The organism is Mesorhizobium sp. AR07 (assembly GCF_024746815.1).
Lineage (GTDB): Bacteria > Pseudomonadota > Alphaproteobacteria > Rhizobiales > Rhizobiaceae > Mesorhizobium.
On the sequence record NZ_CP080525.1, the window covers coordinates 2,513,456 to 2,527,699 of the forward strand.

Genomic DNA, 14,244 nt, shown 5'->3' on the forward strand with positions numbered 1-14,244 from the left:
TTTTGGCATTGAGTGTCACTGATCGCCAAAAAAATGGAATCCACAGCCATGAAGCTGGATGAGATCGACAAGCGCATCCTGCGGGCACTGCAACGCGACGGCCGCATGGCCAACAACGATCTGGCCAATGAGGTCGGGCTGTCGCCGTCGCCTTGCCTGCGGCGCGTGAAGCTGCTGGAGGAAGCCGGCGTCATCGACCGCTATGTCGCCGTGCTCAACCCGGCCAGCATCGGCAAGGGCCTCACCTTCTTCACACGCATCTGGCTGAAGGCGCAGGATGAGGACACGATCGAGCATTTCGCCACCGAAGTGGCCAAGCTGCCCCAGGTGATGGAATGCTATCTGATGCTCGGCGATTGTGATGCCATGGTGCGCGTGGTGGCGGCCGGCATCGACGATTACCGCCGCTTCCAGTCGGAGCATCTGAGCCGCATAAAGGGCGTGCAGAACGTCAAGACCGACGTCCCCAGCCAGACGATCAAGTACACGTCGGAACTGCCGCTCTGACGCATGTCGCCCAAAAGTGTGAAGCGGTTTTGGGACAACGAGATGCGTCCAAAAGAAGACCATATCGCCGGGAAAACAGCGTCATCTCAGACTGGATAAAAAATGCAACCGGATTGTAGGATCGGCCTCCGTGCCGGCGTCCTTCGGGTGCAAGCAGCGCGCAGCGCTGCCCTCTGGCATGGGAGATTTGAATGAACCTTTCCTATCGTTGGGTCATCGTCGCGGCTGGCGCGCTGATGTCCTGTGTCGCCATCGGCACGATGTTTTCGCTGGCGATCTTCCTCGAACCGATGGCGCTCGACACCAACTGGTCGCGCGCCGGCATTTCGAGCGCCATGACGCTCAACTTCCTGGTGATGGGCCTTGGCGGCTTCGCCTGGGGCGCCCTGTCGGACCGCTTTGGCGCCCGCATCGTCGTGACGATCGGCGCCGTGCTGCTCGGCCTGGCGCTGGTGCTGGCCAGCCGCGCAGGCTCGCTGCTGAGCTTCCAGATCACCTATGGCGTGCTCGTCGGCCTCGCCGCCAGCGCCTTCTTCGCGCCGATGATCGCGCTGACCACAGGCTGGTTCGACACCAACCGCAGCCTTGCGGTCTCGTTGGTCTCGGCCGGCATGGGCGTCGCACCGATGACGATCTCGCCCTTCGCCCGCTGGCTGATCTCGGCCTATGACTGGCGCACCGCCATGTTCGACATCGGCATCACCGCCTGGGTGCTGCTGTTGCCGGCGGTGCTGCTGGTCCGTCAGCCGCCAAAGCCGGCAACAGTCGATGCCGGCTCCACGCCGGTTGCCGAGGGCGCCGGCCTGAAGATCGGCCAGGCGCTGCGCTCACCGCAATTCATCGTGCTGGGGCTGACCTTCTTTGCCTGCTGCGCGGCGCATTCCGGGCCGATCTTCCACATGGTGAGCTATGCCATGCTGTGCGGCGTCGCCCCCATGGCGGCGGTCTCGATCTACAGCGTCGAGGGCCTTGCTGGCCTTGGCGGTCGGGCTTTTCTACGGCGTGCTTGCCGACAGGCTCGGCGTCAAGCCGGTGCTGATTGCGGGCCTGACGATCCAGGCGATCGTGATTGCCGCCTATCTCAGCATCAGCCAGCTCGAGCAGTTCTACATGCTGGCCGTCATCTTCGGCGCCACCTATGGCGGCGTCATGCCGCTCTATGCGGTGCTGGCGCGCGAATATTTCGGCCAGCGCATCCTCGGCACGGTGTTCGGCGCCGCCACGATGCTGTCCAGCCTCGGCATGGCGCTCGGTCCGCTGGCCGGCGGCGTGGTGTTCGATGCCTATGCCAATTATTCCTGGCTGTTCATCGGCTCGGCTATCATCGGGCTCGGCGCGGTCGCCATCGCCATCGCCTTCCCGCCACTGCCGCGCCGGGAATTGCAGCCAGCGTAGTCCTGGGAATTTACTCAAAATGGGCTTTCAGCAAGCCACGAAATTTTTGCATCGTCCTTTCGGTCGTCTGCGCATCGGCAGCCGCAAAGCCCATGACAAGCCCGTTTTGTTCCGTGCCGTGACGGTACTGGATAGACAAGGCCGAGACGTTGATCCCGTGTTGGAGCAACGCCTCGGCAATCGCCTTGTCGTTACATCCAGCGCGGAAAATGCCGACAATTTGGATGCCGGATTCCGTGGCATGGAAATCCAGCCATTCTCCGAGATGCCTTTGAGCGCTTTCCAGGAAGAACTGCCGCCTGTCCGCATAGAGACGCCGCATGCGCCTGAGATGGCGGGTAAAGTGCCCCTCGTTCATGAAGTCCGCCAGCGCAGCCTGGGTGAGCAAGGGGGCGAACTGGCCGGTGACGCTCAGCGCCGAGACGATCGTATGGTCTATTGCCTTGGGCGCCACCAGAAAGCCGAGGCGCATCGCCGGAAACAGGATCTTCGCGAAGGTACCGACATAGACCACGCGGTTTGACGCACCGATGCCCTGCAGCGCCGGGATAGGCTGCCCCTGAAAGCGGTATTCGCCATCGTAGTCGTCCTCGATGATCCAGGAGCGCCAGGTCTCCGCCATGTGCAGGAGATTGAGCCGCTGTTCCATCGGCATGGTTATGCCGAGCGGGTGATGGCAGGAGGGCGTCACGAAAATCATGCGCGGAATGACAGGCGGCGGATCAAGGTTCCAGCCTGCATTGCTGACGCGCAGCGGTGCCAGTTTCGCTCCGGCCGAGACAAAGGCCGAACCCGCCCCATAATATCCCGGCTCCTCCATCCACACCGTGTCGCCATCATCGATGAGCAGCCGGGCCAGAAGGTCGAACGCCGACTGGGCGCCATTGGTGACGACAATCTGCTCGGCGGTGCACTTAACGCCCCGCGACGCGGTGAGATAGCGGGCAATGGCCTCGCAAAGCGGTGGATAGCCTTTGACGTGATAGGTGCCGAACAGGTCGATATGGGCGAATTTTGCCCGGCGACTAAGCAGTTTCGACCAGGTGGTGAATGGAAAATTGTCCGGGTCCGGCATGCCCGGATGAAACGCAAGTATGCCGGGCCGGCCATGATGATAGGGTTGGGCGAGCATGGTCTGCCCGCGCAGCGATATCGGATTCTCGCCCTCGGCCGACACATGCTCCGCAGTGGCCGAACGGGTCGGCAGATCCATGACCACCGAGGGCCTGCGTGGCCGTATGGCCAGATAGCCCTCCAGCGCCAGCTGGTCGCAAGCGGCAATCACCGTGTTGCGGCCCACCTGCAGATCCCGCGCCATGACCCGTGTCGAGGGCAGCGCGTGGCCGCTCGGCAGCACGCGCCGCTCGATCAGGTCGCGCAACTGGACATAGAGCTGCCGGTGCAGGTTGGCGGGACTTTCGCGATCCAGGGCGATGCCGTCGATTGGAAAACTGGTCTTCATCGTGGTTCCGAAAAATCAATGCAATCTGGTTCTAACAATGGAACCAAAGCAGCCCTAGGCTCAAGAAAAAAGCGTTCAGGTTCAGATGGGGCTGACCGATGCAGTGCATAAGGGTGGGAGTGATCGGTGCGGGCGGCGTCGCCCAGGTCGAGCACATTCCCAATCTGCTCAAATTGCACCGGCAGTTCGAGATCCTCGGTGTCTATGATCCTTCGCGCAAAGTCCGCGACTTTGTCGGCGAGGAATTCTGCCTTAACACATTCGCCGATCTCGATGCGCTTCTTGCCATGCCGCTTGACGCCGTGATCATAGCCTCGCCGGATGCGTTGCACCGGGAACAGGCACTCGCCGCCCTCGCCGGGGGGCTGCACGTCTTCTGCGAAAAGCCGCTTTGCTACGGCGCCGGGGACATCGACGAATTGATCGCCGCCAGGGATCGCGCCGGCAAGGTGCTTCAGGTCGGCTACATGAAGCGTTTCGATCCAAGCTACGAGGCGGCACTGAAAATGCTGCCGGGCACGGCGCGGACGCTTCGCTATGTTTCGGTCGAGGTCAATGATCCCGATGCGTGGCCGTTCGTGCGGCACCACTCCACATGCCGGGGCGACGACGTGGCAGCGGGGTTGGTTGCCTCGACCGAGGCCAGGCAGCGTGAGCAGGTGGACCGCGCGGTGCCCGGATTGGACGATCCCGACGCCTTCCGTGGCTTTGTCGGCGCCTACTGTTCAGCGATCGTGCACGACGTGAACGCCATCCACGGGTTGCTCGATGCGCTCGGCGTCGCCGATGGTGACATTGTCGGCGCCTCGCTTTTTGCCAAGGGCGAAGGCGGCCAGGGTGCGGTCAGGCTGCTCGGCGGCCAGGCACTGTGGAACATGGTGCATCTGGCCGTACCTGGGCTAGCCGACTACCGCGAGCGCATCACGCTCTACTTCGACCACGCCTCGCTCGAACTGGAATTCCCCTCGCCCTATCTCAACCACCAGCCGACGCGGCTGACCGTCCGCACCAGCGATGGCCACACGCTTTCCAGCCGCGATATCCGCAGCGGCTACGAAGAGGCGTTTGTCGAGGAATTGAAAGGTTTCTGGTCGGCGATCGTCGAAGGCACGCCGGTGCGCAACACCGCCGAGCACGCCCGTCGCGACATGACGCTGCTGGCCGGCCTCGCCCGGTATCACCTTGCCCAGCTCAAGCAATCAGGAGTTCGCCCGTGACGGTTCGCATCGGCATCAATCCGATCACCTGGAGCAACGATGACGTGCCGGAACTCGGCGGCGATACGCCGCTTGAGGTCTGTCTCGGCGAAACCAAACAGGCCGGCTATTCCGGCACCGAACTTGGAGGCAAGTTTCCGCGCCGGTCGGCTGAACTGAAGCCGATCATGGAGCGCTATGGCCTTGCCGTGATTTCCGGCTGGTATGATGGCCGCTGCGACGAGAAGGACGTCAGCGCGGAAATGGATGCGATCATGCCGCATCTCCAGCTGTTGAAGGATATGGGCTCGACCCATGTCGTCTATGCCGACACCTCGCGCGGGCGCCACAACGCCATCTGGGGACCGATCTCGCAGCGCCCGGCCTTGAGCCCGGAGGAATGGCCGGCCTACGGCAGAAAACTGACCGCGCTGGCCGAGCGGATGGCGGATTTCGGCGTACGCATGGCCTTTCACCACCATATGGGGACCATCGTCGAGACCGACGCCGAGGTGGGCCTGCTGATGCGGCACACCGGCGAGGCGGTCGGCCTGCTCTACGACACCGGCCATTCGACATTTTCGGGCGGCGACCCGCTGGCCTTGATCAAGGCGCACGTCAAGCGCGTCGTGCATGTGCATTGCAAGGACGCGCGCAAAGCCGTCCTCGATCGTGCCCGCGCCGACGACATGAGTTTCATGGGCGCGGTCATGGAAGGGATATTCACGGTTCCCGGCGACGGGTCCATCGACTATCCCTCGATTTTGCGCGTGCTTGCCGACAACGGCTACAGCGGCTGGCTGGTCGTCGAGGCCGAGCAGGATCCCAGCAAGGCCAACCCGCTGACCTATGCGACAATGGGATTCCGGAATCTGTCGCGCATGGCCAGGGAGGCCGGATTTACCGTCATGGAATGATCGAGGCCGCCATGCGGCCTCCAGGGAACCAGTGCTGATGAATGAAACTGGAATAAAGGGGCAACTGGACTGCCGACCGTAACTGCGGCGGCGGAAAACAAACAGGAGGTTGTTATGTTTTCGCTTGCGAAATTAATAAAGCCTGCACTCGGCCTGCTGGCCGGCGTAACACTGATGACGGCGGCCACGAGCCTTGCGGCCGCCGACGAAACGCGCGTTGTGTTCGTAACCCATGGCCAGAGCGGCGATCCCTACTGGTCGGTGGTGAAAAACGGCATGGACGATGCCGCCAAGACGCTGGGCGTCAAGGCCGAATATCTGGCGCCCGAAACCTTCGACATGGCCAAGATGGCGCAGATGATCGACGCCATTGCCGCCTCGAAGCCCGACGGGATGGTTGTTTCGATCCCTGACGCCGCGGCCCTTTCAGCTCCGGTCAAGAATGCCATTGCCGCCGGCATCCCGGTTGTTGTCATCGATTCCGGCGGCTCGAAGCTGACCCATGATCTTGGCGGCCTGCTGTTCATGGGCCAGGACGAATTCCAGGCAGGTGTCATGGCAGGCGAGCGCATCAAGGCGCTCGGCCTCACCAAGGCGGTCTGCGCCAATCACGAGGTGGGCAATTCCAGCCTCGACGACCGCTGCGCCGGCTTTGCCAAGGGTATGGGCGTCGACGTTCCGGTGATGAACGGCGTCATCGACCCGACTGAAATGAAGAACCGCATGATCGCCTACATGACCGCCCATGCGGATACGCAGTTCATTCTCGCTGTCGGCGCCAGCGGTGCCGAACCGACGCTGGCCGCGCTTGATGAAATGGGCCTCGCGGGCAAGGTGAAAACCGGCACGTTCGATTTGTCTCCCACCATCCTGCAGGCCGTTGTTGCCGGCAAGATGGAGTGGGGCATCGACGCCCAGCAATATGCCATGGGCTATATCCCGGTCGCGATGTTCGACCTTTGGAAGAAGTACAAGATCATGCCGATCGCCGACTATCCGACGGGACCCGGCTTCGTCACCAAGGACACTGCCGCCTCGGTCATCGAGCTGGCAAAACTGGGCAAGCGTTGACCGCTCGCGGCCGGGCTTCGTCCCGGCCGCTTTCACTGATGAAGGTGACGCATCCATGGCTGCAGAGATACGCGACGAGCGGGTCCGGTCCGTCTCCCGCCTGAGCCGCCTGCTGAGCAGGCCGGAGCTTGGCGCGGCGGCAGGAACCGTTCTGGTCTTTGTGTTCTTCGCCATCACGGCGGGAAATACGGGACTTTTCAGTGCCAAGGGGATCATCAATTTCCTCGAGGTCTCGGCCCAACTTGGCATTCTCGCCGCGCCCGTGGCCCTGTTGATGATCGCCGGCGAGTTCGACCTGTCGGTTGGCTCGATGATTGGCTTTGCCGGAATCCTGATCGCCATCCCCTCCGTGTTCTGGGGCTGGCCGATCTGGCTTTCGCTGCTGTTTACCTTCGCTGTTTGCGGCGGCATCGGCGCGCTCAACGGGCTCGCCGTCGTCAGGACCGGACTGCCCTCCTTCATCGTGACGCTCGGCAGCCTGTTCATGCTGCGCGGCCTCACGCTCGGTCTCACGCGCGGCATATCAGGGCGAACCCAGGTTTCGGGCGTGCATGAACTGGCGTTGCACGATCCTCTCAACAGCCTGTTTTCGGGACAGGTGTTGTCCAGCCTGATCACGTGGCTTTCGGACATCGGCCTGATCGGCAAGCGTGCCGACGGCCTGCCGTCGATCTCAGGCATTCCGGTGTCGATCGTCTGGTGGATCGTCTTGACCTTGCTCTGCACCTGGCTGCTGACGCGCAGCCGCTTCGGCAACTGGATCTTCGCCGCCGGCGGCGAAGCCAATGCCGCGCGCAATCTCGGTGTGCCGGTAGCGCGCACCAAGATCACGCTGTTCGTCATGACGGCCATGGCGGCCGCGCTCTTTGCGGCGATCCAGGTCCTGGTCACGGGTTCGGCCGACACGCTGCGCGGCACCCAGAAGGAATTCGAGGCCATCATTGCCGTCGTCATCGGCGGCACGCTGCTCACCGGCGGCTATGGATCGGCCATCGGCGCCATGTTCGGCGCATTGATCTTCGGTGTGGTGCAAATGGGCATCTTCTACACCGGCATCGACACCGACTGGTTCAAGCTGTTCATGGGCGCCATGATGGTCATCGCGGTGCTGTTCAACAGCTATGTGCGCAACCGCGCCATGAGGAGCCGGTGATGGCCGAGCCCTATGTCGAACTGAGGTCGGTCAGCAAGTATTTCGGGTCGGTCGTTGCGTTGAAGGATGTGTCCTTCGACGTCTGTCCCGGCGAGGTGCATTGTCTGCTTGGCGACAATGGCGCCGGCAAGTCGACGCTGATCAAGACGCTGTCCGGCGTCTACACGCCCGACGAGGGTGAAATCCGCGTCCAGGGCAAGCCGACAAGGTTTGCGTCGCCGGCCGATACGCGCAACAGCGGCATCGCAACGGTCTATCAGGACCTGGCGCTGGTGCCGCTCATGAGCGTGGCGCGAAACTTCTTTCTCGGGCGCGAGCCGATGCGCAAGTTCGGCCCGATCAGCCAGTTTGACGCCGAGTTCGCCAATCGCACCGCGTACGACGAATTGTCGGCGATGGGGATCCAGCTGCGCGATCCCGAACAGCCCGTCGGCACGCTTTCGGGCGGGGAACGGCAGTGCCTGGCCATCGCTCGCGCCGTCTATTTCGGCGCCAAGGTGCTGATCCTGGATGAGCCGACATCGGCGCTCGGGGTCCATCAGGCATCCGTGGTTCTAAAGCTCATCGTTCAGTCCAAGGCGCGCGGCATCGGCGTTATCTTCATTTCCCACAACGTTCATCACGCCTACGTGGTTGGCGACCGCTTCACGCTGCTGAAACGCGGCAGAAGCACCGGCACCTACGCGAAAAGCGAAATCGATCGCGATCAGCTGCTCAATCTGATGGCGGGCGGCAAGGAACTGGTGGATCTGGAGCAGGAACTGAGCAAAGTCGCAAAAAGCAGCCCGGCATAAGCAAAGCAGAAGGTCGAGAGTTGAACAGGATTGGCGTCGCTCCGATTTGAACCGGCTTGATGGGACTTTTCGGTGCCGTCCTGTTCAACGGGCCGCGCCAAGCCCGGCACGACCTGTCTTGAACCAGTCGATGAAGGCCCGCAGTTTTGCCGGCTGAAGGTCGCGCGACGGGAAATAGATGTGAAACTGTTGCGGTTCCGGCTCATAGGCGTCCAGCACGCTGACCAATGCGCCTGAGGCTATGGCCGCCTCCTCGGTGGCCCGAAACCGCTGGGCAAGTCCCAGTCCGGCGCGCGAAGCCAATGCGAAATGTCCGTTGTCATCCAGGATGAGGACTGCCGGTGGATCTAGCTGGATGGTTTCCTCGCCACGACGCAGCATGAGTGGTTCCAGCCGACCACTTCCGGGAAAGCGATAGCGGATGACCGCATGCCGCGACAGGTCTTCTGGCGTTTGCGGCTCGCCTGCCCGCGCAAGGTAATCCCTGCTGGCGAGCATGGAACGGCGCAGCGGCGGTCCAAGCGGCACCGAGATCATGTCCAACTCCAGAGTGCCTCTGAAGCGTATGCCTGCATCGAAGCCGCCGCTGACGATGTCGGTCAGCCGGTCGTCGGTCGACAATTCCAGCCGGATCGCCGGATAGCGCCTGACGAAATCGGCCATTGTCGGCAAGATGCAGATCTCCGCCGCCAGTCTCGACAGTGTAATCCTGAGGTGACCGGACGGCTCGCCGTCCATCTCCCTGGCCGTCTCGATGGCCCCCGAAAGCAGACCGATCGGTCCCTCGATCGCTTCCAGCAATTTGCGGCCGCGCTCGGTAAGCCTCACGCTGCGGCTCGTTCGGTCGAACAGACGTATTCCCATGCGAAGCTCAAGCTGCCGGATCGACTGGGACACCGCCGACACCGAGATACCGAGCCGGCCTGAGGCCGCGGTGAACCCGCCAACCCGCGCCACCATGCGGAAGACAGGCAATCCCGCCAGAATGCTGCTGTCCATCGTTAAGTCTGCCTTCATGATGCTTGCGCGAATGTGCCCATTTTTATGGAGGGTTGTCGAGGCTATTTCTCGGTTCGGGTCCGAAACGGAGATTGAACCATGCCGCAAGAAACCACTCTCCCATCGCAGACACGGGGGCTCGCTGGGCCTGGTCGACCCCACGGTGGAATGATTGGCGCCCTTGATGACGCCATCGACAGCGCGCTCGCGGCCGCGCGCGTCGTCGGATGTGTTGTCCTGGTTTCAGAGCGGGGCCGTATCGTGTTCGATCGTGCCGCCGGCCTGGCCGACCGTGAGGTGGGACGGCCGATGAAAATGGACACGCCGTTCCGCTATGCATCCGTCACCAAACCGTTCACGACCATGGCGGCGTTGAAGCTGATCGAGGCCGGGGCGCTGTCGGCCGAAGATCCGGTTGAAAAATGGCTGCCGGACTTCGCGCCCAGAATGATTGATGGAACATCGGCACGGATAACCGTGGATCAGCTGATGTCTCACACGGCGGGGCTCGACTATCGCTTCCAGCAGAACGACAATGGCCCCTACGCCAGAGTTGGCGTTTCCGATGGGCTCGATGATGCCGATATCTCGCTTGCCGAAAACCTGGCGCGCATCGCCTCGGTCCCGCTGAGCGGTACACCCGGCTCTGCTTGGCGCTACTCGATCGCCACCGATGTGCTGGGTGCCGTCGTCGAAGCGGCAGCCGGAAAGCCGTTGCCACAGGCGATAACCGATCTGGTCGTTGCTCCGCTCGGCCTGACTGCGTCCTTCCGAGCCGAGCCTGGCGAACTCGCAACGCCCTATTACGATGGGGCGACGGCACCTCGGCTTATGACAGGTCCAACGGAAGTGCCATTGCCCGAATATCTGGGCTCGTCGGTGCGGTTCGACCCGTCGCGGATTGGACGCGATCACGCTTTCCCGTCCGGCGGTGCCGGCATGGCGGGAACGGCGCAGGACGTGATGCGGCTGCTCGAAGCGTTTCGCCAGGGAGATTTCCTGTCCGCGACGTGCCGGGAAGAGGCGCGCCGCCCCGGGTTGGCGCCGAAGCGATGGCACAGGGACCCGGATGGGGCTTTTCCTGGACGGGTGCCGTGCTTGTCGATCCTGCCACGGCGAACTCAACGCTCTCTCCCGGAACTATATCGTGGGGTGGCGTCTACGGACACTGGTGGTGCATCGACCACCGGCGCGAACGCATCGCCGTGCTGCTCACCAACACCGCCTACGAGGGGATGCTCGGTCGCTTGCCTCAGGAGATCGCCATGGCGGTCGGCCGTTGATGCTGCCCGCCAGGAGCGGATCGGCGCGCCGTCGATTCCGCATGGGCGCGATACGTGCTGCATCCCAAGGAAAACTCAGGAGACGGATATGACGGCATTGATTGATCTTACCGGCAAGGTCGCGCTCGTGGTTGGCGCCAGCAAGGGAATCGGCGCCGCGACGGCCAGGGCGTTCGGCCGGGCCGGAGCAGTGGTCGTGCTCGCGGCGCGGGATCAGTCGGCCATCGACGATGTGGCGCTGCAAATCCAGGCCGCGGGAGGCCGCGCCCTCGCTGTCCGGGCTGATGTCACTGATCCCCACAGCATGCAAATCCTCGTCGCCAGGACGATTGAAGCGTTCGGTCGGCTGGATGCCGCGTTCAACAACGCCACCGATGGACCGAGGCCCGCACCACTTGCGCAGATCGATGCGGAAGCGTTCGACAGAGGCATTCGCACCAACATTCACGGAACGTTTCATGGCATGAAGTTTCAGATCGCGGCCATGCTTGAAAATGATGGCGGCACCATCGTCAACATGGCCTCGACGGCTGGTGTCGAAGGTGTCTCGGGGCTCTCGGCCTATGTGGCGGGCAAGGCCGGCATCATCGGATTGGGCCGCGTCGCGGCGCTCGACTATGCCGACAGCAACATCCGCGTGAATGTGATAGCGCCTGGACCTATCCTGACCCATCATCTGGAGGCAGCCGGAGAGCAAGCGCAGCAAATGGCCGCGATGGCTGTTCCGATGGGCCGGTTGGGGACCGTCGCGAACATCGCCGACGCCGTGCTGTGGCTTTCGTCGCCATCCTCCGGCTTCATAACCGGAGCCGTCATCCCCGTGGATGGCGGGCAGCTTGCTGGTCGCATCATCAAATCGGCTGTCAAGCGTGACGGGTGACGCCGGGCATGTCGAATTTCGGCCGGGATGAACCTGGCCGACACCGCCCTACCCGAATATCCGCTCGCCCTGCTCGTCGACCAGCTGGATGCCCTTCTTGATCGAGATGTCTATGGCGTCGTCGAGCCCGGCGAAGCGGTCGGCGCGGATGAATTTGTGCTCCTTCACCACGCCGTCGATCTCCTTGGAGACGACGCCGCAGGTCTGGTACTGGCCTTCTGTCTTGTAAGGCGTGGCGCTGATCAGAAAACCCTTGTGCTCGACCTGCTTGGCTGGGGCCGCACTTTTTGGCTCGCCCACCTCGGCATCGCCGCCGCCGAAAAGGCGTTTTAGAAAAGACATCGCTCAAATCTCCCTGTTGCCCTGCGATCGCGGCCTGCCCTGTTCGCGATTCACGACGCTGTTGCCCCAGCATGCGCGAATGTGCCGCCGCGTTCCAGCCCTCTGATGAAGACGGCGACCGGAAGATCGATCCGCCGACAGCGGCGGGGGATGCCTCGCGCTATCGCCGCTTTCACGCTCCGGCCACGCAAGCCTGTCGGCGCGAGACCCACTCGCCCGCGGTCGCCTTGCCGCGGGCGAGCGCGAGGCTTCGTCCCAGACGAATCCCGATTTCAAGGTAATGCGAGGGGTGCAGATCGCGATGCAGGCGGTCGAGGACAGCGAGATAGTACACCTTGCCGGCGACGCGTTCCTCGGCCTCCGCGCCAGGAAGGCCGTTCCAAAGTCCCGCGACTGGAATTGATTCCGACAGAGCTTTACCCCGATAAGCCGACGTGGCATTTGAACCAAGGCAACGGTCCGTCGCGCCATACTCATTGCGCATTTTAACTTTGCTTGCCGATTACCTGCAAGCCTTCAAACGTTTCGAAAGCCGCTCTCAAAAGCCAAAACCGGACACAAACGCAGCCTCATCCCTGGTCAGGCTGTCACAAACCCGAGCAGCTTCGCCAGGTCGCGCGCCTGTTCTCGCGCTCTTCGCGTCAAGCCGTATCACTTTCGCGCGAGAACACAGGGGCCTTGGGTCACGATTCCCAGAATTGACGTTTTCGCCCGCCCTTGATTTATGCCCATAGACCCTTGCCAGGACCAGAATGCAGAAGCCCCTTCAGACGATAGCCAAGACAGCCGAGTTACCATCGTCGCCGAAGCGTCAGGCCATCCTTGTCTTGGGAATGCATCGAAGCGGAACCTCGGCGCTCGGCGGCGTGGTCAACGCATTGGGAGCAGCCGGGCCGAAAACCTTGATGTCCCCACATGCCTCCAATCCACGCGGATTGTTCGAGAGTCTGCCCCTTGTCGCCGCGCACGACGAACTGCTCCTATCGGCAGGCTCTTACTGGCTTGACTGGCGTCGACTCGATCAGGAAAGGGTTCACTCGAAGGCAGCAGAACCGCATCGTCAAAAGATAAAAGAGCTGCTCGTCGACGAGTTTGGCGACGAGCCATTGATCGTCATCAAAGACCCGCGGATATGCCGATTTGTTCCGTTCATCTCCTCGATCTTGGCCGAGTTGAATATCAGCCCTGTCGCTTTTCTGCCGGTGCGCAATCCTCTTGAGGTCGCATATTCGCTGCGGCGGCGAGATAACATCGCGCTGCCGAAGTCACTTCTGTTGTGGCTTGGGCACGTGCTCGAAGCCGAATATCATTCGCGACACATGCCGCGATACTTCCTGCCATATGAAGGACTTCTGATCGACTGGCGAAATCATATGGACCGTGCGGCGGAAAAAACCGGTGTCGTCTGGCCAGCTTTGTCAGACCGCGCGGGCATCAAGATCGAGCAATTTTTGACGACGGACCTTTACCATGAAAGGTCCACGCTCGAGGACATGCGGAACCATCCGGATGTTACGTCATTGGTCCGCGAGACCTACGAGATTCTGACCGCCATCGTTGACGACGGTGAAAACAAGGATTTGCTTGATCGGTTGGACCTTGTGCGAACGAAATTCAATGAAGGCTGCGAAACATTTGGGACGGCCATAATAACGGAGGAATTGGCGGTTGCGCGATTGCGTGGTGAACTCAGTGCGCGTGACGCCGAGACGGAGCGGGTCCGTCAAGAGAATTCGAACCTTGCGAGCTTTTTGGAGCAGCGGTCCATGGAAGTTATCGGCCTGGCGGCCGAACGTGATGCCCTCGCCGGCGCCCATGACGCCCTGGTTGCCGAGCGGGATGGGCTTGCCCAGGCCCACAACAACCTGCGCGCCGAGCGTGACGCGCTCGCTCAAGCCCACCACAATCTGAGTGCCGAGCGCGACGCGCTTGCCCAGGCCCATCACAATCTGAGTGCCGAGCGCGACGCGCTTGCCCAGGCCCATCACAATCTGAGTGCCGAGCGTGACGCGCATGCCCAGGCCCATCACAATCTGAGTGCCGAGCGTGACGCGCATGCCCAGGCCCACAACCATCTGATCAATGACCGGAACAATCTCGCGGCAGCCCAAGACAGCTTGATCGCCGAGCGCGATGGCCTTCTGCGCGAGCGCGAGGCCCTGCTCGCGTCGAGCAGTTGGCGGGTGACGGCACCTATACGGTGGATAAAAACGCTGTCCATCCGCTGATCACCCCGCAGCCTGGC

At 62.3% G+C, this 14,244-nt stretch carries 12 protein-coding genes and 1 pseudogene; 9 read left to right on the forward strand and 4 right to left on the reverse strand.

Features of this window, described 5'->3' with window-relative positions; translation table 11 throughout:
* Positions 1-48 precede the first annotated feature (48 nt).
* On the forward strand, positions 49-507 hold the full coding sequence (locus BPNPMPFG_RS12950) for an Lrp/AsnC family transcriptional regulator (RefSeq protein ID WP_258595769.1): 459 nt from the start codon (positions 49-51) through the stop codon (positions 505-507).
* A gap of 191 nt (positions 508-698) precedes the next feature.
* Positions 699-1,902: pseudogene (locus BPNPMPFG_RS12955) on the forward strand (MFS transporter).
* 10 nt (positions 1,903-1,912) lie between these two features.
* Here the strand turns inward: BPNPMPFG_RS12955 and mocR are convergent.
* On the reverse strand, positions 1,913-3,364 hold the full coding sequence (gene mocR, locus BPNPMPFG_RS12960) for a rhizopine catabolism transcriptional regulator MocR (protein ID WP_258595771.1): 1,452 nt from the start codon (positions 3,362-3,364) through the stop codon (positions 1,913-1,915).
* Positions 3,365-3,462: 98 nt separating this feature from the next.
* Between mocR and BPNPMPFG_RS12965 the strand changes: the two genes are divergently transcribed.
* The 5 genes from BPNPMPFG_RS12965 to BPNPMPFG_RS12985 all read left to right on the forward strand — a co-directional run bounded on the left by BPNPMPFG_RS12965 (position 3,463) and on the right by BPNPMPFG_RS12985 (position 8,495).
* Positions 3,463-4,581, forward strand: coding sequence for a Gfo/Idh/MocA family protein (locus tag BPNPMPFG_RS12965; protein ID WP_258595772.1), 1,119 nt, complete (start codon positions 3,463-3,465; stop codon positions 4,579-4,581).
* Positions 4,578-5,477 carry a myo-inosose-2 dehydratase gene (iolE, locus tag BPNPMPFG_RS12970; RefSeq protein WP_258595773.1) on the forward strand — a complete coding sequence of 300 codons (900 nt, stop codon included), beginning with the start codon at positions 4,578-4,580 and terminating at the stop codon, positions 5,475-5,477. The genes BPNPMPFG_RS12965 and iolE overlap by 4 nt, the downstream gene beginning before the upstream one ends.
* Before the next feature lie 114 nt (positions 5,478-5,591).
* Positions 5,592-6,548, forward strand: coding sequence for a rhizopine catabolism ABC transporter substrate-binding protein (locus tag BPNPMPFG_RS12975; RefSeq protein WP_258595776.1), 957 nt, complete (start codon positions 5,592-5,594; stop codon positions 6,546-6,548).
* A 55-nt stretch (positions 6,549-6,603) separates the two neighbouring features.
* Positions 6,604-7,701, forward strand: coding sequence for an ABC transporter permease (locus tag BPNPMPFG_RS12980; RefSeq protein WP_258595777.1), 1,098 nt, complete (start codon positions 6,604-6,606; stop codon positions 7,699-7,701).
* A complete protein-coding gene (locus tag BPNPMPFG_RS12985) occupies positions 7,701-8,495 on the forward strand; it encodes an ATP-binding cassette domain-containing protein (protein WP_258595778.1) in 795 nt (264 codons plus the stop codon). The genes BPNPMPFG_RS12980 and BPNPMPFG_RS12985 overlap by 1 nt, the downstream gene beginning before the upstream one ends.
* A gap of 84 nt (positions 8,496-8,579) precedes the next feature.
* On the opposite strand, the gene BPNPMPFG_RS12990 is transcribed toward BPNPMPFG_RS12985, so the two are convergent.
* On the reverse strand, positions 8,580-9,494 hold the full coding sequence (locus BPNPMPFG_RS12990; RefSeq protein ID WP_258595780.1) for a LysR family transcriptional regulator: 915 nt from the start codon (positions 9,492-9,494) through the stop codon (positions 8,580-8,582).
* A 168-nt stretch (positions 9,495-9,662) separates the two neighbouring features.
* Here BPNPMPFG_RS12990 and BPNPMPFG_RS12995 point away from each other — a divergent pair, with 168 nt between their 5' ends.
* Positions 9,663-11,657 carry an SDR family oxidoreductase gene (locus BPNPMPFG_RS12995; RefSeq protein WP_258595782.1) on the forward strand — a complete coding sequence of 665 codons (1,995 nt, stop codon included), beginning with the start codon at positions 9,663-9,665 and terminating at the stop codon, positions 11,655-11,657.
* A 48-nt stretch (positions 11,658-11,705) separates the two neighbouring features.
* Here the strand turns inward: BPNPMPFG_RS12995 and BPNPMPFG_RS13000 are convergent, their stop codons facing one another.
* Both BPNPMPFG_RS13000 and BPNPMPFG_RS13005 read right to left on the reverse strand, forming a co-directional pair.
* Positions 11,706-11,999 carry an HlyU family transcriptional regulator gene (locus BPNPMPFG_RS13000; RefSeq protein ID WP_258595783.1) on the reverse strand — a complete coding sequence of 98 codons (294 nt, stop codon included), beginning with the start codon at positions 11,997-11,999 and terminating at the stop codon, positions 11,706-11,708.
* A 172-nt stretch (positions 12,000-12,171) separates the two neighbouring features.
* Positions 12,172-12,483 carry a hypothetical protein gene (locus BPNPMPFG_RS13005; protein WP_258595784.1) on the reverse strand — a complete coding sequence of 104 codons (312 nt, stop codon included), beginning with the start codon at positions 12,481-12,483 and terminating at the stop codon, positions 12,172-12,174.
* Positions 12,484-12,751: 268 nt separating this feature from the next.
* Here BPNPMPFG_RS13005 and BPNPMPFG_RS13010 point away from each other — a divergent pair, with 268 nt between their 5' ends.
* A complete protein-coding gene (locus BPNPMPFG_RS13010; RefSeq protein ID WP_258595785.1) occupies positions 12,752-14,227 on the forward strand; it encodes a sulfotransferase family protein in 1,476 nt (491 codons plus the stop codon).
* Positions 14,228-14,244 lie beyond the last annotated feature (17 nt).